Genomic DNA, 21,741 nt, shown 5'->3' with positions numbered 1-21,741 from the left:
CCTTCTTCTTTCGGTTCCATCAGGCCGGAACGGCGTTCTCCGGCGCCTTCACCTTCTGCATGAGGACCGCCACCAGTGCGGCTCCGACGGCGAGCACGATCGCCGCCACGACGAATGCGAGGCGGTAACCGGACACGGTCGCCTCGTTCTGCGCGACACCGGTGGCCACAGAGGCAGAGGCGTGGTTCAGCGCGATCGTCGTCAGCACCGCGAGACCGAGTGCGCTACCCAGCTGCTGCACCGACGTCTGCACACCCGAACCCAGTCCGGCGTCCTCATCGGACAGTTCATGCAGCGCCGCGTTCTGCAGCGCGGGCAGGCCGATGGCGAGACCGAACGCGAGCACCGCGGTCGCCGGCACCAGCTGGCCCCAGAACGAGCCGTGCGCGTCGATCCGGGCGAGCAGCAACATGCCTGCCGCCGACACCACGAAGCCGACGATGATGGCCGTCTTCGGGCCGAAACGCGTCACCAACTGGGTGGACAGCACCATGCCGGGGATGAACGCGATGCAGAACGGGATGTAGGCCAGACCGGACTGCAACGGCGAATAACCCAGCACCTGCTGGACGTACAGCGTGACGAGGAAGAACATCGCGGCCATCGCACTGGTCAGCAGGATCGTCACGGCGTTGGCCGACACGCGCGTCCGGTTCGCGAAGAACCGCAACGGCATCATCGGGTCATCCGACCGCGCCTCGACCAGGACGAACAGGCCGAGCAGCACCACACCGGCGACGAACGAACCCCACACGCCGAAGCTGCCCCAGGGGTGCTCGGCCGCACGCAGCAGGCCGTTCACGACCAGGACCAGACCACCGGTGACCAGCAGGCCGCCGGGAACGTCGAGCTTGCGGCGAACGCCCTTCGCGGGCGCGTCCTGCACCAGCTTGGCGCACAGCACGAGCGCGACGATCGCGATCGGGATGTTGATGAAGAACACCCAGCGCCAGCTCGCCAGGTCGACGAGCACACCGGACAGCAGGACACCGACGGTGGCACCGATACCGGCCAGACCACCCCAGATGCCGAGCGCCTTCGCGCGCTCCTTGGGCGTGGTGAACATCAGCACGATCAGCGCCAGAGCCGCCGGCGACGCGAGCGCCTCACCGACGCCCTGCAGGAACCGGCTCGCGATCAGCACGCCTGAGGTCCACGCGGCACCGCTGGTCAGCGACGCGAGCGCGAAGATCGACGTACCGATGACGAAAATCCTCTTGCGGCCCAGCAGGTCGGCGAACCGCCCACCGAGCAGCAGCAGACCACCCGCGGTGAGCAGATAACCGTTGACCACCCAGGCGAGACCCGCCTGCGAGGTCCCCAGGTCGTTCCGGATGGACGGCAGGGCGATGTTCACGATCGTGTTGTCGATGACGATCATGAACTGCACCAGCGCCAGCACGGCCAACGCTTGCCACCGGCGAGGGTTCGCCTCGGGGGCTGTCACCCTCTCGCGGCTACGTTTCTCCACAGTGGACATGTGAACTCCCGTGAGACAGTCGAAAACGGGTCTATCCCAGGAAACTCCCACCAGGGTTCCCCGGTCCAACAACAACCAAGCCCAGCTTGACAACCAACGGTTGTTACCCAAGATGGAGCAGTGGAACTGGACATGGGGCAGGTGCGGGCGTTCGTCACCGCAGCCGAAGAACTGCACTTCGGGCGGGCTGCGGAACGCCTGCACGTGAGCCAGCAAGCCCTTTCCAAGCGAGTGGGCAAGCTGGAGGATTCGCTGTCGGTGCGACTTTTCGACAGGTCCACCCAGAAGGTCGAACTCACTCAGGCCGGTGAACGCTTCCTCCCGTTCGCGATCGACGCGCTGGCCGCCGCGGACGCCGCCGTCGCCGCCATCAAGGGGACCAGGCAGACCGTCCGCGTCGACGTGCTCGACGAACGCTTGGCGCCCATGCAGCTCGTCCGGCACGCCACGCGCAGGCTGGAGGACCTGCCGATCGAGGTGAGCATGCGCCACGGCCTGCCGAACGCGCTGCCCGCGCTGCGCACCGGCGAGGCCGACGCGGCGTTCGGCCGCGTGCACTCGCTGGCGCCACGAGAAATCGCCGAACTGGCGCACCGCCTGGTGCTGCTGGAACCGCTGGCGCTGCTGGTGAGCCGCGATCACCCGCTCGCCGCCGCCGACTCCGTGGGTCTCGCGTCCCTGCGCGACGTTCCGCTCTGGGCGCCGATCGGTGGTGCCGTGGCGGAATGGGCCGCTTACCTGGAGCAGTTCGCGGACGCGTGGGGCCTGAACGTCGACTTCTCAGGCCCGTCGCTGAGTCTGGACCACCTGGTCGACGACATAGCCGCCCGCCCGGAGGTCGCGACGCTGGTCGGCGGCCGGATGCAGTTGCCGCCGACGTCCCGTGCGGCCGTGGTGTACCTGACCGGTCCGACGCCGGTCTACCCGTGGTCGCTGGTGTGGCCCAAGGGCAAGCAGCACCCGTTGCTGGAGGCGCTGCTCGACGCGTTCACCGAGGGCTTCACCTGGCCGCCGGACGTGTGGCTGGCCGAGGCGGACCGGATCGGCCTGTCCGCGTAACCGCCGGCTGCCACGATGGGTCCATGGACGGTCCACACGACCTGGGCGGGGCGCAGGGCTTCGGGCCCGTGCGGTTCGACCCGGACGAGCCGCTGTTCTTGCACGACTGGGAGCGCAAGGTTTTCGGCCTGACGATGGCCACGTCGACGGTCGGCCTGTACAACCGCGACGAGAACCGCCACGCCCGCGAACGCATGCCGGTCGACGAATACCGCACCACCAGCTACTTCGAGCAGTGGCTGGTGGCGATGGAGACCAACCTGACCGAGCTCGGTGTGCTGGACGCCTCGGCGTTGCGCGAGCGCGTCGCCGAGTTCCTGGAGGAACCGGACCTCGAGGTGCGCGGCAAGGACCAGCCGGAACTGTTCGAGCTGTTCCGCGACACGCTGGAGTTCGGTGCCTCGCTGGACCGCCCGGCCGGACCGCCGCGGTATTCCGTCGGCGACCGCGTTCGCGCCGTGCGGGACGCCAAGCCCGGCCACACGCGGCTGCCCGCGTACGTCCGCGGCCACGTCGGTGTCGTGCACCGCGTCGACGGCTCGTTCGTGCTGCCGGACACCAACGCGCACCACGAGGGCGAGAACCCGGAAAACACCTACAACGTGGGGTTTAGCGCACACGACCTGTGGGGTAAAGGGGACCACGAGGTCCTGGTCGACGTCTGGGAGAGCTACCTCGAACCGGCCTGAACCTGGGGAGGGATCGTGTCGGACGACGCCGAACTGCGCGCTCGCGTCAAGGCGCTGGAGGCCCTGCTCGTCGAACGCGGTCTGATCGGCGCGGACACGGTGGACCAGATCGTCGACGTCTACGAGTCCGAGATCGGGCCGCTGCTGGGGGCGAAGGTCGTCGCACGGGCCTGGGTGGACCCGGACTTCAAGCAACGCCTGCTGGAAGACGCCACCGCCGCGTGCTCCGAGCTGGACATCGGTGGCCTGCAAGGAGAGAAGCTCGTCGCCGTCGAGAACACCGAGTCGGTGCACAACGTCGTCGTGTGCACGTTGTGCTCGTGCTATCCCTGGCCCGTGCTGGGTATTCCGCCCAACTGGTACAAGAGCCCCGAGTACCGGGCCCGCATGGTTGCCGAGCCGCGTGTTGTCTTGGCTGAGGACTTCGGGTTGCCGCTCGGCGAGGACGTCGAGATCCGGGTGCAGGACTCCAGCGCCGAGGTCCGCTACTTCACGCTGCCCCAACGGCCCGCCGGCACCGAGGACTGGGACGAGGAACGACTCGCGGGCGTCGTGACGCGCGAGTCGATGGTGGGGGTGGCGGTGCTGTGACCGAGCTCCCCGCCGACGTGCCGCGCAGCAACGGCGAGCTGCTGTTCGAGTTCCCCTGGGAGAGCAGGGCTTTCGGCCTCGCCGTCGCGCTGGCCGAGTCCGGGACGCTGGTGTGGGACGACTTCCGCGCCGAGCTGGTGAAGTCCATCGGCGAACGGGACCCTCGGGCTCCCTACCGGTACTACGAGTACTGGCTCGTCGCGTTGGAGCGGGCACTGGTGTCGACGGGGGTCTTCGACACCAGCGCCCTGTCAGCGTCAGTGCGTTCTGTCTTGGAGCATCGCGAGCACTAACGCGAGCTTTCCCGTTGGACGCTACGAGTGCCGGGTTCGGTGGCGGTTACGTCGCCGCGCGCCCGCTGCCCATTCCCGCACTCGGTACGCCGCAGCCAGCGCTCTCCGCGTGCGGCGCCCCCTGCACGTCCCGCGTGCCGCGCCTTCCGCACGTCCCGCGTGCCACGGCCCCTGCGCTCCCCGCGTGCCGTGCCTCCTGCGGACCCCGCGTGCCACGGCCCCTGCGCACCCCGCGTGCCGTGCCTCCTGCGCACTCCGCGTGCCGCGCCCCCTGCGCACTCCGTGTGCCGCCACACCTCATAACCCCTTCCTAACCTCCGGCGCCTAACTTCGGCCGCCAGGCAGGTTCGGGAGGTCTACATGACACGGGCCGACTGCGGCTTGTTCTTCCGGGTCGTGGTGAACGCAGAGGGCCGCTACAGCATCTGGCCCACTGATCTCGCCGTGCCCCGGGGATGGCGGCCGACCGGCTTCTCCGGCAGCCGGCAGGCGTGCCTGAACCAGGTGACCGAGCTGTGGCGCGACATGCGACCCGGTGACGAGAGCGGAACGGAGTGATCGATGGGACGCTGGTTGCTGCTTGAGCCCGATGCGAACGCCGCAAAACGGCTGTTCTGCTTCCCGTTCGCCGGAGCCGGCGCTTCGGCGTTCCGCGACTGGCCCGGCCGCATCGGCGACGTCGAGGTGTGCGCGGTCCAGTTGCCCGGCAGGGAGAACCGGATGCGGGACCCCGCGTACGGCGACTTCGACTCCTTCGCCGAGGACGCCGCGCGGGAGCTCGCGCCGTTCCTGGACCGGCCGTTCGCGTTCTTCGGGCACTGCATGGGCGCCTTGCTCGCGCACGCGGTCGCCGACCGGCTCGACCACAAGCCGCAGCGGCTGTTCGTGTCGTCGTCGTACGTGCCGTACCTCGGGGTGTCGAAACCGTTCCACCCCGACATGTCCGACGAGCACCTCGCCGAGGAGCTGCTGGCGATCACGAAACGCCTCGGCGGGCCGGTACCGGCGCCGGAGTTGCTGGAGCTGTCGGTCATGGTGCTGCGCAACGACATCGAGATGTGCGTCGACCACGCGCCGCCGGTCCGGCCGCTCAAGTGTCCGATCACGACGATCGGCTGGGCGGACGACACGATCGTGCCGCCGGGGGACATGGGCGAGTGGGCCGAGTACGGCGATGTGACGCAGCACGTGCTGAAGGGCGACTTCTTCGACTTCCTCAGCGCGCCCGCGGAGCTTCGCGACGTCATCGCACGGGACTTCAAGGAATGAGGCGGAAATCGTGACCAGCAAGACGCTCGTGGAACTGTTCGCGCGCAGTGTGCGGGACCACTCCGGGAAGGCCGCGGTCGCCGACGACGAACAGCAGCTCAGCTACGCCGAGCTGGACGCCCGCTCGGACGCGCTGGCGCACCGGCTCGCCGAGATCGGGGTCGGGAAGGAGGACCGCGTCGCCGTGCACCTGCACCGCGGCGTGGACGTCGTCGTGGCCGTGCTCGGCGTGCTCAAGGCCGGCGCCGCGTACCTGCCGATCGACACGCGGTACGAGGGAGGCAGGCGGGACTACATGATCACCGCGGGCGAGGTGCGGCTGGTGATCACCGAACCGGACCTCGCGGCCGGGCTGCCGGACGTCGAGGTCCTGCACTGGCGCAGCGAGCCGGTGGAGTCACCCGGACCGTTGCCCGGCCCCGAGCCCGATGACGCCGCGTGCGTCCTCTACACCTCGGGATCGACGGGGCAGCCGAAGGCCATCGTGCTGGAGCACCGGCAGATGGTCGCGTTCGCGCTCAACCCGGCGTTGCCCGAGATGACCCCGCAGGACCGCATCGCGCAGGTCGCGAGCATCTCCTTCGACCCCGCCAACTTCGAGCTCTGGAACACGCTCGCCGCGGGCGCCGAGCTCGTGGTGCTGCCGTCGATCCCGGAGCTGCTCGACGGTGACCTGCAGCGCGAGCTCAAGCGCCGCCGGATCACCGTGATGCTGGCGCCCGCCATCGCGATCAACCACGCGGTGAAGGTGGACCGCGACTCGTTCGCACCGCTGCGGATCCTGCACTCCGGTGGCGACGTGCTGCTGCCCTCGACGTGCCGCGACCTGCTCGCCGGCAAGTTCGAGGGAAGGCTCTTCAACCTGTACGGCCCGGCCGAGACGACCACCGCGTGCACCGCGTTCGAGGTCACCGACGTGCCGGAGGAAGCCGAGAGCGTGCCGATCGGCAGCGCGCTGGAGGGCTACGAGCTCTACGTGCTCGACGCCGACTTCCGTCCGGTGCCGCGTGGTGAACCCGGCGAGCTCTGGGTGGGTGGCGTCGGCGTGAGCCGCGGCTACCTGAACCGGCCGGACCTGACCGCGGAACGGTTCGTGCCCGACCCGTTCGGGGCCGACGGCGGCGCGATGTACCGCACCGGCGACCGCGTCCGCTGGAACGGCGATGTGCTCGAGTACCTGGGCAGGTTCGACACGCAGGTCAAGATCCGCGGCTACCGGGTCGAGCCCGGTGAGGTCGAACGAGCGTTGTGCGCCAACCCGGACGTGCGCGAGGCGGCCGTCATCGCGACCGGTGAACAGGGGGACAAGCGACTCGTCGCGTTCCTCGTTCCCGCGGTGGAGTCGTTGTCGCTCAAGGAACTGCGCGCGGACCTCGACGGGCGCGTCGCGGACTTCATGGTGCCCAGCGAGTTCATCGTGCTGCCCGCGATGCCGACCGACGCGCACGGCAAGCGCGACTGGGAGGACCTCGGCCACACCGCCGCGAGCCGGCTGCGGCAACGGCCGGACCACGTCGCCCCGCGCACCGAGACGGAGAAGTACCTGGCGGAGCTGTGGGAGAAGCTGCTGATCGTCGAGCACGTCGGCGTCGACGACGACTTCTTCGTGCTGGGCGGCCACTCGCTGCTGGCCGTCCGGGTGCGTTCGCTGGTGCGCAAGGAGCTCGGCGTGACGCTGCGGCCGCGCGCGGTCTTCGAGTCGAGCGTGCTCGGCGAGCTGGCGGAACTCGTGGACCGGACCAGGGAAGGGGTGATGGTGTCGTGACCACCGCCAGGACCATCGATCTCACCGACACCGACCTGTTCGTGCACGGTGATCCGCACGAGGTGTGGGCGTACCTGCGGCACCACGAGCCGGTGCACTGGAACCCGTCTGCGGACGGCGGCTTCTGGTCGTTGACGAAGTACAACGACATCCACGACGTGTACCTGGACCCGTCGACGTTCAGCTCCGAGCAGGGCACTGTGATGGGCGGCTCGTTCGGCAGCGCCCAGGACAGCGCCACCGGCCAGATGCTGATCTGCGCCGACCCGCCGGAACACCGCCTGCTGCGCCAGCAGGTCAAACAGGGCTTCGCCGCCAAGATGCTCGAGGTCATCGGCACGAGCGTGCGGGAGTACGCAGGCCGCGCTCTGGACCGGATCGTGGCGACTGGCGGCGGCGACTTCGCGGTCGAGGTAGCACCCGAACTGCCGGCGGGCGTGCTCGCGGCCATGTTCGGACTGTCCACAGAGGACGCGCGCCACCTGCTGGCGCTGACCCGCAACATGATCGGCTCCGAGGACGGCGAGTACCGGGACGGCGAGCTGGCCCTGGTCAGCGCGCAGGTCGAGCTCTTCGACTTCCTCGGCGACCTGGCCGACGAACGCCGCGACGCACCGGGCGACGACCTGGTCAGCATGCTGCTGAGCTCGTGCGTCAACGGCCGCCCGATGTCCGACGCGGAGATCCTCTACAACTCCCTCAACGTCGTGGTGGGTGGCAACGAGACCACCCCGTACACCGCGTGCGCCGGCGTGGCGGCCTTCGACGAGTTCCCGGACCAGGCGGACCGCTTCTACGCCGATCCGGAGGTCCTGCCGACCGCTCTGGACGAGATCCTGCGCTGGACCTCGACCAACGCGTACGTGCAGCGCACCGCCACCCGTGACACGTCCATCCGGGACGTCGCGATCACCAAGGGCGACAAGCTGACCCTGTGGAACGCGTCGGCGAACCGCGACGAGGACGTGTTCGAGGCGGCGGACCGGTTCGACGTCACGCGCACGCCCAACCACCACATCGCGTTCGGTGTCGGCAACCACCGCTGCATCGGGCAGACCGTGGCTCGGCAGGAGATCACGATCCTGTTCGAGCTGCTGCGCGACCGCGGGATCCGGTTCGCGCTGGACGGGCCGGTCGAGCGGCTGCGGTCGAACTTCATGCTGGGCACCAAGCACATGCCGGTGCGGGTGGTGTGAGACCGGACGACGAAGGGCGGCTCCCGCGGGAGCCGCCCTTCTTTCACGCGGACTTCGCCGTGGCCCACGTTCTGACGAAGTTGGCGAAGAGCCGCAGCCCGTGCCCGGTCGTGATGCTCTCCGGGTGGAACTGCACCGACTCGACAGGCAACGTCCGGTGCCGCAGCCCCATGACGTAGCCGTCGTCCTCCGACCAGGCCGTCACCTCCAGCACGTCCGGCACGGTGTCCTCGACGACGATCAACGAGTGGTACCGGGTCGCGTCGAACGGGCTGGGCAGGCCGCGGAACACTCCGCGGCCGTCGTGCCGGACCGGGCTGGTCTTGCCGTGCACCAGGTGGTTCGCGGGCCGGACGTCGGCGCCGTGCGCGAGCCCGATGGCCTGGTGGCCCAGGCACACGCCGAGCATCGGCGTCGAGTCGGCGAACCGGTGCACCAGCTCGACGTGCCCGGAGGCAGACGGGTGGCCGGGACCTGGGCCCAGGACGATGAGGTCCGGCCGCATCTCCGCCACGCCGGCCGGAGTCAGCTCGTTCGAGCGGACCACGACCGGGCCCGCGTCCACGGAGTCGAGGTACTGCCGGATGATGTGCACGAAGCTGTCGTAGGCGTCGACGACGAGCGTCCTCACGAGGCGAGCTCCTTTCCGGTGACCGCCCAGTAGGCGGCGCTCATCTTGGCCAGCGTCTCCCGCCACTCCTTGCCGGGATCGGAGTCCGCGACCACACCGGCCGAGGCCCTGGTGCGGTACGTGGTGCCGGTGTGGGTGAGGCTGCGGATGCACAGCGCCAGGTTCAGCGTCCCGTCGAAGTCGATGAGGCCGAGCGCGCCCGCGTAGATGCCGCGGCGGCTCGACTCGATGGACTCGATGATCTCCATCGCGCGGATCTTCGGCGCACCCGTCATCGTTCCGGACGGGAACAGCGCCCGTATGACGTCGTAGGCGTCGGCGTCGGACACCTGGCCCGTCACCGTGGACACCAGGTGCGCCACGTGCGAGTAGCGGTCGACGACGAGCATGTCCGGCACGTCCAGCGTGTCGCGGTCGCAGACCCGGCCGATGTCGTTGCGGCACAGGTCGACCAGCATGACGTGCTCGGCGATCTCCTTGGGGTCGGCGCGCAGTTGTGCCGCCGCCTCCGGGCCCGCGTCCAACGGGATCGTGCCCGCGATCGGGCGCATGGTCGCGACGACGCCGTCGTAGCGCACGAACAGCTCGGGGCTCGCGCCGATCACGGTGTGCCCGCCGAAGTTCGCGAGGTACATGTACGGCGACGGGTTGCGCTCCCGCAGCCGCCGGTAGACGTCGATCGGCGCGAGCTGGCTGGTGATGCGCAGCTCGTGCCCGATCTGCACCTGGTAGATGTCGCCGATCGCGATGTGGTCCAACGCCCGCAGCACGTTGCGGTGGAAGGAGGGCTCGTCCGTCTCGTCCACGCACTCCGCCGGGGGAAGCCGGGGAGTGGGAATCTCAGGGGCGCCCCTCAGCGCGTCGAGCACCGCGTCCGGTTCGAGGTCGGGCCACAGCGAGCTGTGGTGCACGAGCAGCTCCGCCTCGCCGGTGGTGAGGTCGAACCGGATCCGGCCCTGGTGCAGCACCACGCACACGTCCGGTTCGTCGTGGTTGCGCGCGATGGTCCGCGGCAGCTCTTCCACGTAGTGCGCGGTGTCGTAGCCGAAGAACGACAGGAAGCCGAAGTCGGGCAACGGCGGAAACGCGCTCTGCGCCTGGCGCAACAGCTCCCACAGGTCGTCGAAGGGCAGCGAGATCCTCGACCGCACCGCCTCGACCACGGCCGGGACGCCGGTGAGCCGCACCTCGTCCCCGAACACGGACAACGTCAGCAGCACGCCGAAACCGACCACCGCGTGGCGGCAGTCGGTTTCCGGACCGGATGGCGACTCGAGCAGGTAGACCTCGTCCGTGCCGAACCGTTCGGCGAGGGCGAGGTAGGTGGTCAGCGGGTCGGCCGCCGGGAGTGCCCGGCGCTCGGTCGACACCATCGCGGCCTCCTGGTCAGGTGGTGTACGAGTGCCGGGCCGCCGCGGTGCGGGCGGCCTCGACGACGCGGTCGGGTCCGGTGCGGTTGTCCTTGATGCGCGCGGCTTTCCAGCTCACTAACGCACCGGTGTTGGTGATCGGGTCCAGCTCGGCGTCGACCGCGATGTCCGCACCCACAGCGAACCTGTCCCGCAGCCGCTCGACGATGCCGTGGCGCACCACGCTCTCGTCACCGTCGAGCAGGTCGAGCCGCACGGTGACGCGGTCGCCGGGATCGATCTCGACCTGGTAGCCCAGGCACCCGGTGACGCCGTGCAGGACCGCGGACTCGATCTCGGCGGGCTGGAACTGCCCGCCGCCCAGCGCGATCCGGTCGTCCACCCGCCCGATCACCTCGATCGGTGTGCCCGGCAACCCGCACGCGCAGGTGCCGCCGACCCGCACGAGATCGCCGGTGCGGTAGCGGATCAGCGGCTTGATGCCGTCGATCAGCATCGTCAGGCACAGCTCGCCCGTGTCGCCGGACGGTTCGAGGGTGTCCGGGTCGATCACCTCGGCCAGGTAGTTGGGGTCGGACAGGTGCAGGTGGTTCTCGACGCACCCGGTCGCGATCGCCAGCGCCTCCTGCGAGCCGTACAGGCCGGGCAGCACGTCCGCGCCCCAGATCGACTTGACGTTCGCGGCGAACTCGGGGGTGCAGATCTCCCCGAGCACCAGGAACATCTTCACGTTGAAGTCGCTGAGCTCATAACCGTGGTACAGTGCGGCTTTCGCGAGGTTCAGGCACAACGTCGGCGCGCACGCGATCACCTCGACGTTCAGCTCCTTCATGAGCCGCAACGCCTTGGCGAACCCGACCCGGCTCGACTCCGGCCAGATCTTGGCGTGACAGGCGCCCATGCTCTGCGTGACCTCGCCGAACGTGTCACCGAACGCGTACAGCTCGGACGGCCCCATCAACCCGACGACGGGCATGCGGTCGCCGAAGTGCCGCGCGAACATGTGCCGCCACGACCGTTCGACGTGCAGGTTGCTCCACTCGACGTCCCTGGCGCTGCGCGGGCACGGGGTCGGCGCGCCGGTGGTACCGGTGGTCTCGTAGTAGATCGCGGCCTCGGAGACGTCACCGCTCAGCACGGCGTGCATCTCCCGGCGCAGATCCGCCTTGGTGGTGAAGGGAAGTCCGGTGAACGGCACGTCGTCGGGCAGGTGCCTGCGGTAGAAGTCCGACTTCTCGCGCACGTGCCGCAGCACGACGTCCAGCCGTTCCAGCCGCCACGCCCGCATGTCCTCTTCGGACAGTTCGCCCGCGTAGTACCGTTGGCACAGCTCGTGGTAGTCCATGGCTCATCCGATCGGGGAGTGGCGCGCGGCGAACCACTTGTCGTCGCGCTCGTTGGCCAGCTCGGTGTCGAGCCCGTCGCGTCCGGTGAGCTCACGGTGCTCGCGCAGCACGTGAACGAGGTCGACCATCCGGTTCACCATGCGCTCGACCATCTGCAGGCCCTCGTCGTCGTGCAGCACGTCGCCGGGCTGGTTGCCGTAGACGATCGCCGGGAAACCGCTGCCGATCATGATCATGCGGTTGAGCAGCACGTTGGCGGTGAGGTGGTGGTAGACCTCGGTGTGGCTGTAGCGCCGGCCGATGACGATGACGCCGCCGACCTTGTTGGTGAGCGGCCGCTCGAACCGCATGAAGCCGACGCCGGAGCGCTCGATGAATGCCTGCATCAACGCACCCGTGCCGAACCCGTGCACCGGAGCGGTGTAGAGGATCCCGTCGGCGCGCGCCATCTGTTCCACGACACCGGGGATGTCGTCCTCCAGCGCACAGGGCACGGTGCGCGAGTTGCAGTCCCCACAGGGACCGCACGGCGACATGCGCAGATCGCCGAGCCGGACGACCTCCAGCTCGACCCCGCGTGCCGCGAGCACCTTGCCGACGTACTCGAGCACGTCTGCGGTGTTTCCGTGGTTGCGCTCGGAACCGTGGATGGCGACGATCTTCGGGCTGCTCATGGCGTCGAGGCTAGGAACGGCCGGTTACGTAACCGGCACCGCGCACGCTGGCCGCATGAACATCGGCATTCTGCTGTTCGAAGGCGTGGAGGAACTGGACGTGGTCGGCCCGTGGGAGGTGCTCGCCGCGTGGACCCGGGGCCATCCCGAAGACGGCTACCAGGTGGCCACCTTCTCCCGTGACGGCAAGCCCGTGACGTGCGCGAAGGACATGGTGCTGACCCCGCAGCACTCGTTCGCCGACGCACCCGCGTGGGACGTGCTGGTCCACCCCGGCGGCGAGGGCACCGAGGTGCTCGTGAAGGACGAGGAGCACCTCGACTGGGTGCGCGGCCAGCGGGCCACGACCGGCCTGATGACGAGCGTGTGCACGGGATCCCTGGTGTACGCGGCGGCCGGCCTGCTGGAAGGCCGCCCGGCCACCTCGCACTGGGAGACCGTGGAGTTCCTGGAGTTCCTCGATCCCACGATCGAGGTCCGCGAGGACGACCGGTTCGTGGACGACGGTGACGTGATCACCGCGGCCGGCGTGTCCGCCGGGATCGACATGGCGTTGCACCTGGTGTCGCGGCTGGCGAGCCCGGAGCGTGCGGCGGAGGTCAAGCGGTACATCCAGTACTGAGCGTGACTGTTGCTCTTTCGGGTGCCTTTCGGTGGTGCCGGCCCTGATGTACCCGACACTCGGGTCCAAACGGGACCGAACGAGAGGGACGGACCATGCACCGCATCGCAGCACTTCTCGCCGTCGTGGTGTCCACGGTGGCGATCACGCCGCCCGCCTGGGCTGACGACAGCCGTGACGCGCCCTTCTGGGCCGGGTACATGGCGCTGAGAACCAACGGCTTCAAATACGTGAGCGCCACATGGACCGTTCCCGGTGCGACCTGTGATGCCGACGAGGATTCCGCGGTTGCGGTGTGGGTGGGCATGGGCAGCCAGACGTCGGGCGAGAACACGGTCGACCAGACCGGAACGGTCACCGAGTGCGACGACGGCTTGCCGAGGTACAGGACGTTCGCCGAGGCCTATCCGGCCAAGCCCGTGTACTTGTTCGACGTCGCTCCCGGCGACACGATCCACGCCCGGATCACCATGGGGACGGGGAAGTTCGACTACTTCATCATGGACTACGACTCGGCGGAGTTCGATTCGGGCGAGCTGGCGACCACCGGACGAGGCAGGTCGGCAGAGGTGATCGTCGAGGGACCGAAGAACGAGCCCATGACGAGGTTCGATCGGATCGAGCTGCGGAACGCGAAGATCAACGACATTCCCATCGGCCGCAGGGACTTGGTTCACTGGACCATGACCGACCCCGACTCCAGCGACAGGAAGGTTCGCGCGTACGCGAGCCGGCTGACTGACGGCGGCCGTGACTTCAACGTCTACTTCCTGAGGCCCTAGCTCCACACGATTTCCGGCGTGCCGCCCAGGTGGCCCGCGAGCCGTTCGACCTCGGCCTCGACCCCCTTGCGCGCCTTGGCGGTCAGGGCCTTGACGGCTCGACCTCCACCACGAGCCGCTTGCCCTTGCGCTGGTGCCGCCAGATCCCGGCGAACACCGCGTCCACGACGACCACTGCGGACAACCAGCCCTGCGGCCGGTAGATCAGCTCGGTCGACCCTCCGCGCAGGAAGTGCTGAGCATGTCGGGTGGCCGCGACCACGTACTGGTCGAACGCGGGCAACAACCGCACACCGCGCACGGGTTCGGCGTCCAGCACCGCGTCCAGGTCCGCGACCCACCACGTCTGGCCGTCGAGCTCTGCCTGCGACGCCGAAGTCCGGGCCAGGATCTTCGCGCCCTCCGCGGGCGTGACTCCCCACCACCGAGCGAAGTCGTCGCGCGTCGCGGGGCCGTGCACGTTCAGGAACCTCGTGGCGATCTCCGGCAACGGTTCCTGCGGCCTCGGGGAAACGGGCAGCCACTGGTCCGGCCTGGCAAAGCTGATCTTCTGACCGTCGTTGGGGCCGAAGAGGAGCTTTCCCTGGAACGACGCGGGTTTGAGGTGCGCGCCCCAGCTCTCCCTGAGCCTGTCACCGATCGAGGCGTCTCCGCTGACCCGAGTGACCTCGTCGGCGAGTTGCTCACGGGTGAGGACCTGGCCGTCCAGCGCCGCGTGCACGGCGTCGAGCAGCTGGTCCTGCTCCTCCAACGTGATGTGGAAGTTCCGCAGCCACACCGGTTTGCGGTAGTGCGCGTACGTGTCGAGGCCCGCCTGCCACAGCGAGTACTCGGCGGCGGGCAGCAGGTGCAGGGTGCCGCGCATGCACCACGTCTTGACCAGCGTCCTTTCCTGCCACAACAACCGGTCGACGTCCTCGGCGGCGAACCCGTCCAGCCGCGCGTGCAGCGTCAGCCCGGCCGAGGACATCAGCTGCGCGTGCACCCCGCACAGTTCGCTCACGACGGCCAGCGCGTCGCCGGCCGGGCGCAACGTGTGCAGGCCGTGCCGCCGGGCACGCCACGCGGCCACCTGCTTCCAGGAGATCGACTTCACGCCCCCAAGCTTCGCAGATCGTCGAGAACCGCACGCGCCACGCGGGGCCGCGACTCGTCGAGGTAGAAGTGGCCGCCGTCGAACAGCCGCAGCCGGAACGCGCCCGTGGTGTGCTCCGCCCAGCTCGCCACGGTCGTGGGCGGCACCTCCTCGTCGGACATCCCGCCGTACGCGGAGATGGCGCACGGCAGTGGAGGTTCCGGTTGGTACTCGTAGGTCTCGACGACCTCGAAGTCCGCGCGCAGCGTGGGCAGGAACATGCTCAGCAGTGCCGGATCCTCGAGCAGTTCGTCCGGCGTGCCGCTGTAGCCGCGCAACCGCTGCACGAGCCGGTCCTCCGGCAGGCTGTGCACGAACTCGTAGCCCGGCGGGTACGGCACGTGCGGCGCGGGCCTGCCCGACGCGATGATCCGGTCCGGCAGCCGGAGTCCTGACCGGCGCAGGTGCCGGGCCAGCTCGAACGCGACCAGCGCGCCCATGCTGTGCCCGAAGAACGCGAGCCGGCGCGTGCCGACGTCCAGGCACTCCACGAGTTCCTCGGCGAGCCGTGGCACCAGCTCGGTCAGCTTGCGGTGCGGTTCTTCGGCGATTCGGGCCTCCCGGCCGGGCAGCCGCACGACGGTGAGCTCGGCGGCCGGTGCGAGCAGCGGTGCGAACGCGCGGTAGCCCGCGGCACCGGAACCGGCGTTGGGGAAGCACACCACGCGCACCGGCGCGTCCGGGTTCTCCTGCGGTGTCAACAGGTTCATCGTGCGGGTGTATCCCGTCGCGGTTACGTAACCGGTGCCGAACCACCGCACGCCATCGTCGTGGGTGTGACTCTGTCCGACGAACGCCGCGAGCTGCTCGCCCTGCTGGCCGCCAGGAAGGCGACCACGCCGGGCCAGTTGCGCTTCTGGCGGCTCAACCAGGCCGATCCCGCCGATCCGGCGTACAGCTGGCCGTGGGCGCTGCGCCTGCCGGAGCCGGTGGACGAATCCCGGCTGCGGCGCGCGCTGGACGTCGTGCTAGACCGGCACGAGATCCTCACGTCCGCCTACGACTGGGACGACGGAACGCTGTGGCAGGTCCCGGTTTCCCGTCCGCGACTCGAAGTCGTCGACACGGACGTACAGACGGCACTGCGGGAGGAGAACCTCCGGCCGTTCCACCTCGGCTCAGAACCACCGCTGCGGATGAGCCTGCTGCCGGGCGGCCTGCTGCTGGTGAACATCCACAACATCGCCAACGACGGCTGGTCGATGCGCGTCTTCGTCGACGAGCTCACCCGCGCGTACCGCGGCGAGGAGCTGCCTGAACCGTCCCTGCCGCACCACGAGCACGCCGCCCGCCAACGCGGATGGCTCGCGTCGCGCCGCGCCGAACAGGAGGTCGCCTACTGGCGGCGCAGGCTCGCCGGGCTGGAACCCCGCAACGGCAGGTCCTGCGAGTCCACAGTGGAGCGCGTGCGGATCGGTGCCGACGTGGCGGAGAAGGTGCGCCTGCTGGGGCTGCAGGCGAAGGCCACGCCGTTCATGACGATGTTCGCGTTGTTCGCGAAGCTGCACGGCGAGCGCACCGGCAGCGAGGACGTCGCGATCGGCACGTCGATGTCCGGCCGCGGCCCCGACGTCGAACGCACCATCGGCTACTTCGTGAACCGGCTCGTGCTGCGCGTGAACACCGCGGGGGAGATCCCGGACGTCGTGCGGCGCGCCAGAACGACGGCGGTCGAGGCGTTCGCGCACGCCACCGTGCCGTTCGAGCACCTCGTGGAACGGTTGTTCCCCGCCGAGTACCTGGCCGCGGCGCCGCTGGTCGACGTGATGTTCGTGTTCGACTCGAGCGGCCCGGCCGCGGTCGAGCCCGAGTACCGCACGTCGAAGTTCTCGTTGGTGGTGAACGTCAAACCGGACGGCGGCGGCTACGTGATCGAGGCACACCACCCGAAGGGCGCGCCCCACGGGGTGCTGCGGGACTACGCCCGCCTACTGAAGGGTCTGACCACATGATCGTCATCATGCTGAGCGAGGCGTGCACGCCCGCGGATCGGCGTCGCATCATCGACCTCGTGCAGTTCGCGGGCACCGGGCTGCGCGTGCACACACCGGAGCTGCTGTCGCTGTCCGGCGACCGCGACGCGATTCGTGCGCTGCTGTCAGACGAACCGTGCGTGCTCGACGTCGCGAAGCTGCCCGCCGCGTATCCCCGTTCGGCACGTCTGCGCGGCCGCCCCGACTGCACTCCCGTGACGTTGGGGGAGACCTCGATCGGCGGCTCGGCCTTCACAGTGATCGCCGGTCCGTGTTCGGTGGAGAACCGCAGCCAGCTCCTCACCACCGCCGAAGCGGTGCGCGCCGCCGGTGCCGACGCGTTGCGGGCGGGCGCCTTCAAGCCGCGCACGTCGCCGTACTCGTTCCACGGCCTGGGAGTGCCGGGGCTGCGGCTGCTCGCCGAGGCGCGGGAGGTGACCGGCCTGCCGGTGGTCAGCGAGTGCGTGGACGTGCGTGACATCGAGGTGATGGCGTCGTCCGTCGACATGATCCAGATCGGTGCCCGCAACATGCAGAACTACACGCTGTTGCGGGAAGCGGGCCGCACGCGGGTGCCGGTGCTGCTCAAGCGGGGGCTGGCCGCGACGCTGGACGAGCTGCTGCTCGCGTGCGAGTACCTGCTGGACGGCGGGAACGAGCAGGTCGTGTTGTGCGAACGCGGAATCCGCACGTTCGAGACGAGCTACCGCTTCACGCTCGACGTCGCGGCCGTGCCGGTGCTGAAGGAGCGCACGCACCTGCCGGTGATCGTGGACCCGAGCCACGCCGCCGGTGCGAAGGGACGCGTCGTGCCGCTGGCCCTGGCCGCCGCGGCCGCCGGTGCCGACGGGATCATCCTGGAGAGCCACCACGATCCGGCCACCGCGCTGTGCGACGGTGCGCAGGCGCTGCCGGTGGAGGAGCTGCCCGCGTTGATGGAACGGCTCGGGCACGCCTGTGCCGCGGCGGGGCGGACGATGCGTGCCGCTACGCCTGCTCGAGTCCGGTGATCAGGTTGGCGGCGGCGGCCTTCTTGATGGCGTCGACGCGCGAGACGGCGTCGAGCTTGCCGTAGATGTTGGTCAGGTGGCGCTTCACCGTGCCCTCGCTGATGAACAACGCGGCGGCGATCTGCGCGTTGCTCATCGCCTTGGCCACAAGCCGCAGCACGTCGAGCTCGCGTGCGGACAACGGACTCGCCTGTTCGGCGGGCGGTTCCAGCGCGTCCATGGTCTCGCGGGGGATCGACAGCACGACGTTCTCGCTGTTGCGGCTCACCGAGCGCACGGCGGCCACCAGCTGGTCCCGTGCGATGTTCTTGACCAGGTAGGCGGCGGCACCGCTCTGCAGCAGGTCGCGGACGACGCCGGCGCTGTCGTGCATGGTCAGGATGATCACGTTCAGTTCGGGCATCGCGGCGCGCAGGGCGACGATCACCGCCTTCGCGCCGGGGCCCGGCATCTCGACGTCGAGCAGCAGCACGTCCGGCCGGTGCTCCTCGGCCAGCGCGATCGCCTCGTCGCCGCTCGAACCCTCGCCCACCACCTGGAAGTCCGGGTCGGTGGACAGCAGTTCGCGCAGGCCCTCGCGGAACAACGTGTGGTCGTCGGCCAGGACGATGCGCACCGTCATGCCGCGTCCAGCCACGGCAGTGTGACCATCACGGTCGTGCCCACGCCGATGCTGCTGGCCGCGGCGAACGTGCCGCCGAGCAGCTCTACCCGTTCCCGCATGGAGTCGAGCCCCATGCCGGAGCTCGCGGCCTGGTCGAGGTCGAACCCGCGGCCGTCGTCGCGCACCCGCGCCCGCACCAGGTTCTCGCCGACGGTGATCTGGATGTCCACGGACTGCGGTGCGGCGTGCAGCAGCGCGTTGCGGGCGGCCTCGCGCAGCACGAGGTACAGCTCCTCGACGACCTCGCCCGGCAGGCTCAGCACGTCGCCCTCCACCACCACGTTGTGCACCACGCCGAACGGTGCGTGGGCGTCGAGGTAGTCGGACAGCGCGACCTGGAGGCCTCCCGCCATCACCGCGGACGCGCGCAGTTCGGTCGCGAGGTGGCGGATGACGTCGAACGCGTCGTGCAGCACGTCCTGGCCCAACTTGAGCTTCGCCTGGGCGCGGGCCGGGTCGTTGGCGAGGTAGGCGTCATGCAGCTGGAGGTGCTGCAACGCGTTGCCGACGGAGTGCGCGACGCGGTCGTGCAGCTCGCGGGCGATGCGGTGGCGTTCGTCCTCGTGCGAGCTGGTGACCTTCTTCAGCAGGTAGCTCGCGTAGGCGATGGACCCCTGCGCGATCCGGGACATGATCGACCGGTGCAGCGCCTTGCTCGCCTTGACCAGGTCGGCGTCCGTGCCACCGTGCCGGCGCAGCTCGTCGGCCACCACCGGCAGGGCCACGTCGAACAACGCGGTCGCGGCCTTGACCGACTCGACGGGGTGGATGGCGTGCACGGCGCGGTTCACACCGATTTCGGTCGCCAATGGGGGCAGTTCTGCCTCTGGGCAGCTCGTGACAGCGGCTTCGACGTCGGTGAGCACGGTGTCCACCTGCCGGGCCAGCTGCTCGCGGACATCAGGAAAATCTATGAGTGGACTGCGATCTTCACGAAGCCGGGCGCTAAATGCGTCCACGACTTCTCGGCGCACTTCGTCGCGGAACCCCGCTAATCGACCGTCGGTCACCGCCGTCCCTCCCCCGAAAAAGCGGTACGTGTCCACTCTCTTACCGTGCGTGACATTGAGTTGTGCCCGCCCCGTGTGACCTCAGCAACACTAACACCGCATTCTGTTACTGGAAGATCAGTGAGACAAGAAGTGTTAGATGCGCGGTGTACTGGGTAATCATGAAGGTTCGGTAGGGGCGACGACGCCGGAAGCGCTCTCCCCGGCTCACGTTGCTCGACACGACGACGGCCAGTGCGACCGAACCCGCGCACACCACGAAGCTGACCGGCGCGACCGACGGCGCCCATCGCACAGCGGTGAGCAGAAATCCCCACCCGACCGCGCTCGCGCCAATCGCCATCGCGATGCGAGCCGCGCGATCGCCGAGCACGACAGGCAGTGTGCGCCGCCCGGCGAGGCGATCTCCGGCGACGTCGGAAAGGTCCTTGGTGGCACCGCCGAATCCCATCCAGAGCGACATCGCGCCACCGAACAACAGCAGCGGCGCGCCGATTTCGGTCGCACCGCTCGCGTACCAGCCGCACAGATAAGTCAGCCCTCCCAGCGCCACCACGGCGCCGAAAAACCCGGGCACGTTTCCCTTGAGCGGACGTGGCCCAGTCGAGTACGCGATGCCCGCCGCGAGGTGCAGCGCGACCAGCAGGCACACGACCGGCGAGATGAGCGCGGCAAACCCGATCGCCGCCGCGGACAGCCCCACTACCACGGATTTCGCGAAGTCCACCGGAAGAATTCCACGTGCGACAGGTCGAACGGAGCCGTTCTCCCGGTCCTCCACGACGTCCGCGACGCCGTTGAGCAGATAGATGGCCCAAGTGGCGGCGACCCAGCACCCCAGCACCCCGGCAACCCGCGGCCAAACTGCTCCATTTGTGTGATGGTCGGCGAGCAGCGCGGCGCAGCAGAATCGCAGTGCGAAGATTCCCTGCACGACCGGCCGCGCTTCCTTCCAGCACAGGCGCAGGTTTGTGACCGTTGCCTGTTCAACTTTCGACCGTTTTGTCAGGTACATGTGGCCGAGCCTATCGAGCTGTGACTCCTCCGGCGCGTCAAGAATGCGCCAAATACCACTACGACCAGAGTCGTAGCCGGACTACGACCATCCGCACATTGTGTTCGTTCCAGTGGTAGCCCACTTGAGGCGTGGTGACGGGCGTCATAAGGTCGATTTCACGTGATCCGATCGGGAGGAAAGGCGACGCAAATGCTGCGAGAAACGACAGACGCCGCTGTCACGGCGCGATTCTTCGGCGATTTCTCGGTGCACGTGTGCGGTCGCCCGGTCGAGCGTTGGCGGGCGGGCAAGGCCCGCAGCCTCTTCCAGTACCTCCTGGTGAACCGAGGCCGCGTGGTGACGAGGGACAAGCTGTACCAGGTCCTCTGGCCCGACCAGGAATGGTCACCGACGGGCAGTTCCCTGAAGGTCGCCATGCACGGCGTGCGCCAGGTGCTGCACGCGGTCGATTCGGACGAGCCCGCCGTGGAAATCGTCAACCGGGACCACGGTTACCTCCTCAAGGCGGACGACGTCTGGCTGGACCTCGACGAGTTCTCGTCGGCCATCGACACGGCCCGCGCCGCCGAACTGGCAGGCGACCACCCCAAGGCCCTGCGCCACTACACCCGCGCGGTGGACCTGTGTCCAGGCGACTTCCTGGCCACCGAGTCCGGCGACTGGATCGACGAGCAACGAGCGTGCAGCAAGGCTCTCGTGCTGCAGGCCCTGCACTACCTGCGCGCCGACGCGTTGCGCAGGGGAGACCGCCTCGGCGCCGTGCGAATGTGCCAGCGCCTCCTGGCCGTCGACCCGTACCAGGAGGAGCTCTACCAGACCCTCATGGTCGTGCACGGCAGGCAAGGCGAGCTCGGCCAGGTGCAGACCTGGTACGACATCTGCCTGCGCCGCCTCCAGCACGAGCTGGACGTGGAACCGACCGAGACGACCTACCGGATCTTCGCCCGCGCCATCCGCGGCGAGCTGCGCGAGAAGGCGATGGCGGCCTGACTCTTGGAGGAACGTTTGCGATGGAACCCGAAGTACCTGAGGTTGCTGACCTCGAGCTGCTGATTCCGCACCAGATGACCGACCTGGAGGGGTGGGCCCTGGCTGGGCACCTGCTCGGGGCGGAGGCGGAGGCGGAGCCGCACATCTTGCGGGCGCTGGAGTAGCTCTTGTCCA

Annotated in this window: 24 protein-coding genes; 14 read left to right on the top strand and 10 right to left on the bottom strand. The window is 69.0% G+C overall.

The annotated features are described in order from the left end of the window. Window positions 1-19: 19 nt before the first annotated feature. A complete protein-coding gene (locus tag AOM45_RS07480) occupies window positions 20-1,447 on the bottom strand; it encodes an MFS transporter (protein WP_035909812.1) in 1,428 nt (475 codons plus the stop codon). A gap of 153 nt (window positions 1,448-1,600) precedes the next feature. Here AOM45_RS07480 and AOM45_RS07475 point away from each other — a divergent pair, with 153 nt between their 5' ends. From AOM45_RS07475 to AOM45_RS07440, 8 genes are all read left to right on the top strand, one after another. Continuing rightward, a complete protein-coding gene (locus AOM45_RS07475; RefSeq protein ID WP_035909810.1) occupies window positions 1,601-2,539 on the top strand; it encodes a LysR family transcriptional regulator in 939 nt (312 codons plus the stop codon). Window positions 2,540-2,562: 23 nt separating this feature from the next. Continuing rightward, on the top strand, window positions 2,563-3,228 hold the full coding sequence (gene nthB / locus AOM45_RS07470) for a nitrile hydratase subunit beta (RefSeq protein ID WP_030467008.1): 666 nt from the start codon (window positions 2,563-2,565) through the stop codon (window positions 3,226-3,228). 12 nt (window positions 3,229-3,240) lie between these two features. Beyond that, complete coding sequence (nthA, locus tag AOM45_RS07465) at window positions 3,241-3,819, top strand: nitrile hydratase subunit alpha (protein ID WP_030467007.1); 579 nt, start codon at window positions 3,241-3,243, stop codon at window positions 3,817-3,819. Next, window positions 3,816-4,112: a nitrile hydratase accessory protein gene (locus AOM45_RS07460; RefSeq protein ID WP_030467006.1), complete on the top strand. Its 297-nt coding sequence runs from the start codon at window positions 3,816-3,818 to the stop codon at window positions 4,110-4,112. Before nthA ends, AOM45_RS07460 begins: the two co-directional genes overlap by 4 nt. A 360-nt stretch (window positions 4,113-4,472) precedes the next feature. Then, the gene (locus AOM45_RS07455; protein ID WP_030467005.1) at window positions 4,473-4,670 is read left to right on the top strand and encodes an MbtH family protein; all 198 of its coding nucleotides are present in this window, start codon (window positions 4,473-4,475) and stop codon (window positions 4,668-4,670) included. 3 nt (window positions 4,671-4,673) lie between these two features. Further along, window positions 4,674-5,381: a thioesterase II family protein gene (locus tag AOM45_RS07450; RefSeq protein WP_030467004.1), complete on the top strand. Its 708-nt coding sequence runs from the start codon at window positions 4,674-4,676 to the stop codon at window positions 5,379-5,381. A gap of 10 nt (window positions 5,382-5,391) precedes the next feature. Further along, window positions 5,392-7,146: a non-ribosomal peptide synthetase gene (locus AOM45_RS07445; protein WP_035909808.1), complete on the top strand. Its 1,755-nt coding sequence runs from the start codon at window positions 5,392-5,394 to the stop codon at window positions 7,144-7,146. Beyond that, window positions 7,143-8,342: a cytochrome P450 gene (locus AOM45_RS07440; protein WP_030467002.1), complete on the top strand. Its 1,200-nt coding sequence runs from the start codon at window positions 7,143-7,145 to the stop codon at window positions 8,340-8,342. The genes AOM45_RS07445 and AOM45_RS07440 overlap by 4 nt, the downstream gene beginning before the upstream one ends. Window positions 8,343-8,385: 43 nt before the next feature. Here the strand turns inward: AOM45_RS07440 and AOM45_RS07435 are convergent, their stop codons facing one another. Genes AOM45_RS07435 through AOM45_RS07420 form a run of 4 tightly spaced genes read right to left on the bottom strand, consistent with a single transcriptional unit; the run spans window position 8,386 to window position 12,363 of the window. After that, window positions 8,386-8,973 carry an anthranilate synthase component II gene (locus AOM45_RS07435; RefSeq protein WP_030467001.1) on the bottom strand — a complete coding sequence of 196 codons (588 nt, stop codon included), beginning with the start codon at window positions 8,971-8,973 and terminating at the stop codon, window positions 8,386-8,388. Then, a complete protein-coding gene (locus tag AOM45_RS07430; RefSeq protein WP_030467000.1) occupies window positions 8,970-10,346 on the bottom strand; it encodes an anthranilate synthase component I family protein in 1,377 nt (458 codons plus the stop codon). Before AOM45_RS07430 ends, AOM45_RS07435 begins: the two co-directional genes overlap by 4 nt. A gap of 13 nt (window positions 10,347-10,359) precedes the next feature. After that, a complete protein-coding gene (locus AOM45_RS07425) occupies window positions 10,360-11,688 on the bottom strand; it encodes a phenylacetate--CoA ligase family protein (RefSeq protein WP_051783086.1) in 1,329 nt (442 codons plus the stop codon). Window positions 11,689-11,691: 3 nt separating this feature from the next. Further along, window positions 11,692-12,363, bottom strand: a complete 672-nt coding sequence (locus tag AOM45_RS07420; RefSeq protein ID WP_030466998.1) for a flavodoxin family protein — start codon at window positions 12,361-12,363, stop codon at window positions 11,692-11,694. Window positions 12,364-12,418: 55 nt separating this feature from the next. On the opposite strand from AOM45_RS07420, the gene AOM45_RS07415 reads away from it, so the two are divergent. Continuing rightward, the gene (locus AOM45_RS07415) at window positions 12,419-12,985 is read left to right on the top strand and encodes a DJ-1/PfpI family protein (protein WP_030466997.1); all 567 of its coding nucleotides are present in this window, start codon (window positions 12,419-12,421) and stop codon (window positions 12,983-12,985) included. A 95-nt stretch (window positions 12,986-13,080) separates the two neighbouring features. After that, window positions 13,081-13,767, top strand: a complete 687-nt coding sequence (locus tag AOM45_RS07410) for a G1 family glutamic endopeptidase (RefSeq protein WP_051783084.1) — start codon at window positions 13,081-13,083, stop codon at window positions 13,765-13,767. An 82-nt stretch (window positions 13,768-13,849) separates the two neighbouring features. Here the strand turns inward: AOM45_RS07410 and AOM45_RS07405 are convergent, their stop codons facing one another. Further along, complete coding sequence (locus AOM45_RS07405; protein ID WP_030466995.1) at window positions 13,850-14,863, bottom strand: winged helix DNA-binding domain-containing protein; 1,014 nt, start codon at window positions 14,861-14,863, stop codon at window positions 13,850-13,852. Next, window positions 14,860-15,612, bottom strand: coding sequence for a thioesterase II family protein (locus tag AOM45_RS07400; RefSeq protein ID WP_030466994.1), 753 nt, complete (start codon window positions 15,610-15,612; stop codon window positions 14,860-14,862). Before AOM45_RS07400 ends, AOM45_RS07405 begins: the two co-directional genes overlap by 4 nt. 66 nt (window positions 15,613-15,678) lie before the next feature. Here AOM45_RS07400 and AOM45_RS07395 point away from each other — a divergent pair, with 66 nt between their 5' ends. Together AOM45_RS07395 and aroF are read left to right on the top strand one after the other, a co-directional pair. After that, window positions 15,679-16,854 (top strand): condensation domain-containing protein, encoded by a 1,176-nt coding sequence (locus AOM45_RS07395; protein ID WP_059362279.1) that lies wholly within the window; start codon window positions 15,679-15,681, stop codon window positions 16,852-16,854. Further along, window positions 16,851-17,885 carry a 3-deoxy-7-phosphoheptulonate synthase gene (gene aroF / locus AOM45_RS07390; protein WP_030466992.1) on the top strand — a complete coding sequence of 345 codons (1,035 nt, stop codon included), beginning with the start codon at window positions 16,851-16,853 and terminating at the stop codon, window positions 17,883-17,885. The genes AOM45_RS07395 and aroF overlap by 4 nt, the downstream gene beginning before the upstream one ends. Here the strand turns inward: aroF and AOM45_RS07385 are convergent. From AOM45_RS07385 to AOM45_RS07370, 3 genes are all read right to left on the bottom strand, one after another. Continuing rightward, the gene (locus AOM45_RS07385) at window positions 17,863-18,507 is read right to left on the bottom strand and encodes a response regulator (protein WP_030466991.1); all 645 of its coding nucleotides are present in this window, start codon (window positions 18,505-18,507) and stop codon (window positions 17,863-17,865) included. The genes aroF and AOM45_RS07385 overlap by 23 nt on opposite strands. Continuing rightward, a complete protein-coding gene (locus AOM45_RS07380; RefSeq protein WP_156093759.1) occupies window positions 18,504-19,415 on the bottom strand; it encodes a sensor histidine kinase in 912 nt (303 codons plus the stop codon). Before AOM45_RS07380 ends, AOM45_RS07385 begins: the two co-directional genes overlap by 4 nt. A 250-nt stretch (window positions 19,416-19,665) precedes the next feature. After that, on the bottom strand, window positions 19,666-20,574 hold the full coding sequence (locus AOM45_RS07370; RefSeq protein WP_051783078.1) for a UbiA family prenyltransferase: 909 nt from the start codon (window positions 20,572-20,574) through the stop codon (window positions 19,666-19,668). A 192-nt stretch (window positions 20,575-20,766) separates the two neighbouring features. Between AOM45_RS07370 and AOM45_RS07365 the strand changes: the two genes are divergently transcribed. Both AOM45_RS07365 and AOM45_RS50645 read left to right on the top strand, forming a co-directional pair. After that, window positions 20,767-21,567 (top strand): AfsR/SARP family transcriptional regulator, encoded by an 801-nt coding sequence (locus AOM45_RS07365; protein WP_051783077.1) that lies wholly within the window; start codon window positions 20,767-20,769, stop codon window positions 21,565-21,567. 20 nt (window positions 21,568-21,587) lie between these two features. After that, a complete protein-coding gene (locus AOM45_RS50645) occupies window positions 21,588-21,731 on the top strand; it encodes a hypothetical protein (protein WP_156093758.1) in 144 nt (47 codons plus the stop codon). Window positions 21,732-21,741: the final 10 nt, after the last annotated feature.

This window comes from Lentzea aerocolonigenes (genome assembly GCF_000974445.1).
GTDB lineage: Bacteria > Actinomycetota > Actinomycetes > Mycobacteriales > Pseudonocardiaceae > Lentzea > Lentzea aerocolonigenes.
The sequence above is the reverse complement of the archived record's forward strand: the minus strand, read 5'-3'. Positions and strand labels throughout refer to the sequence as shown.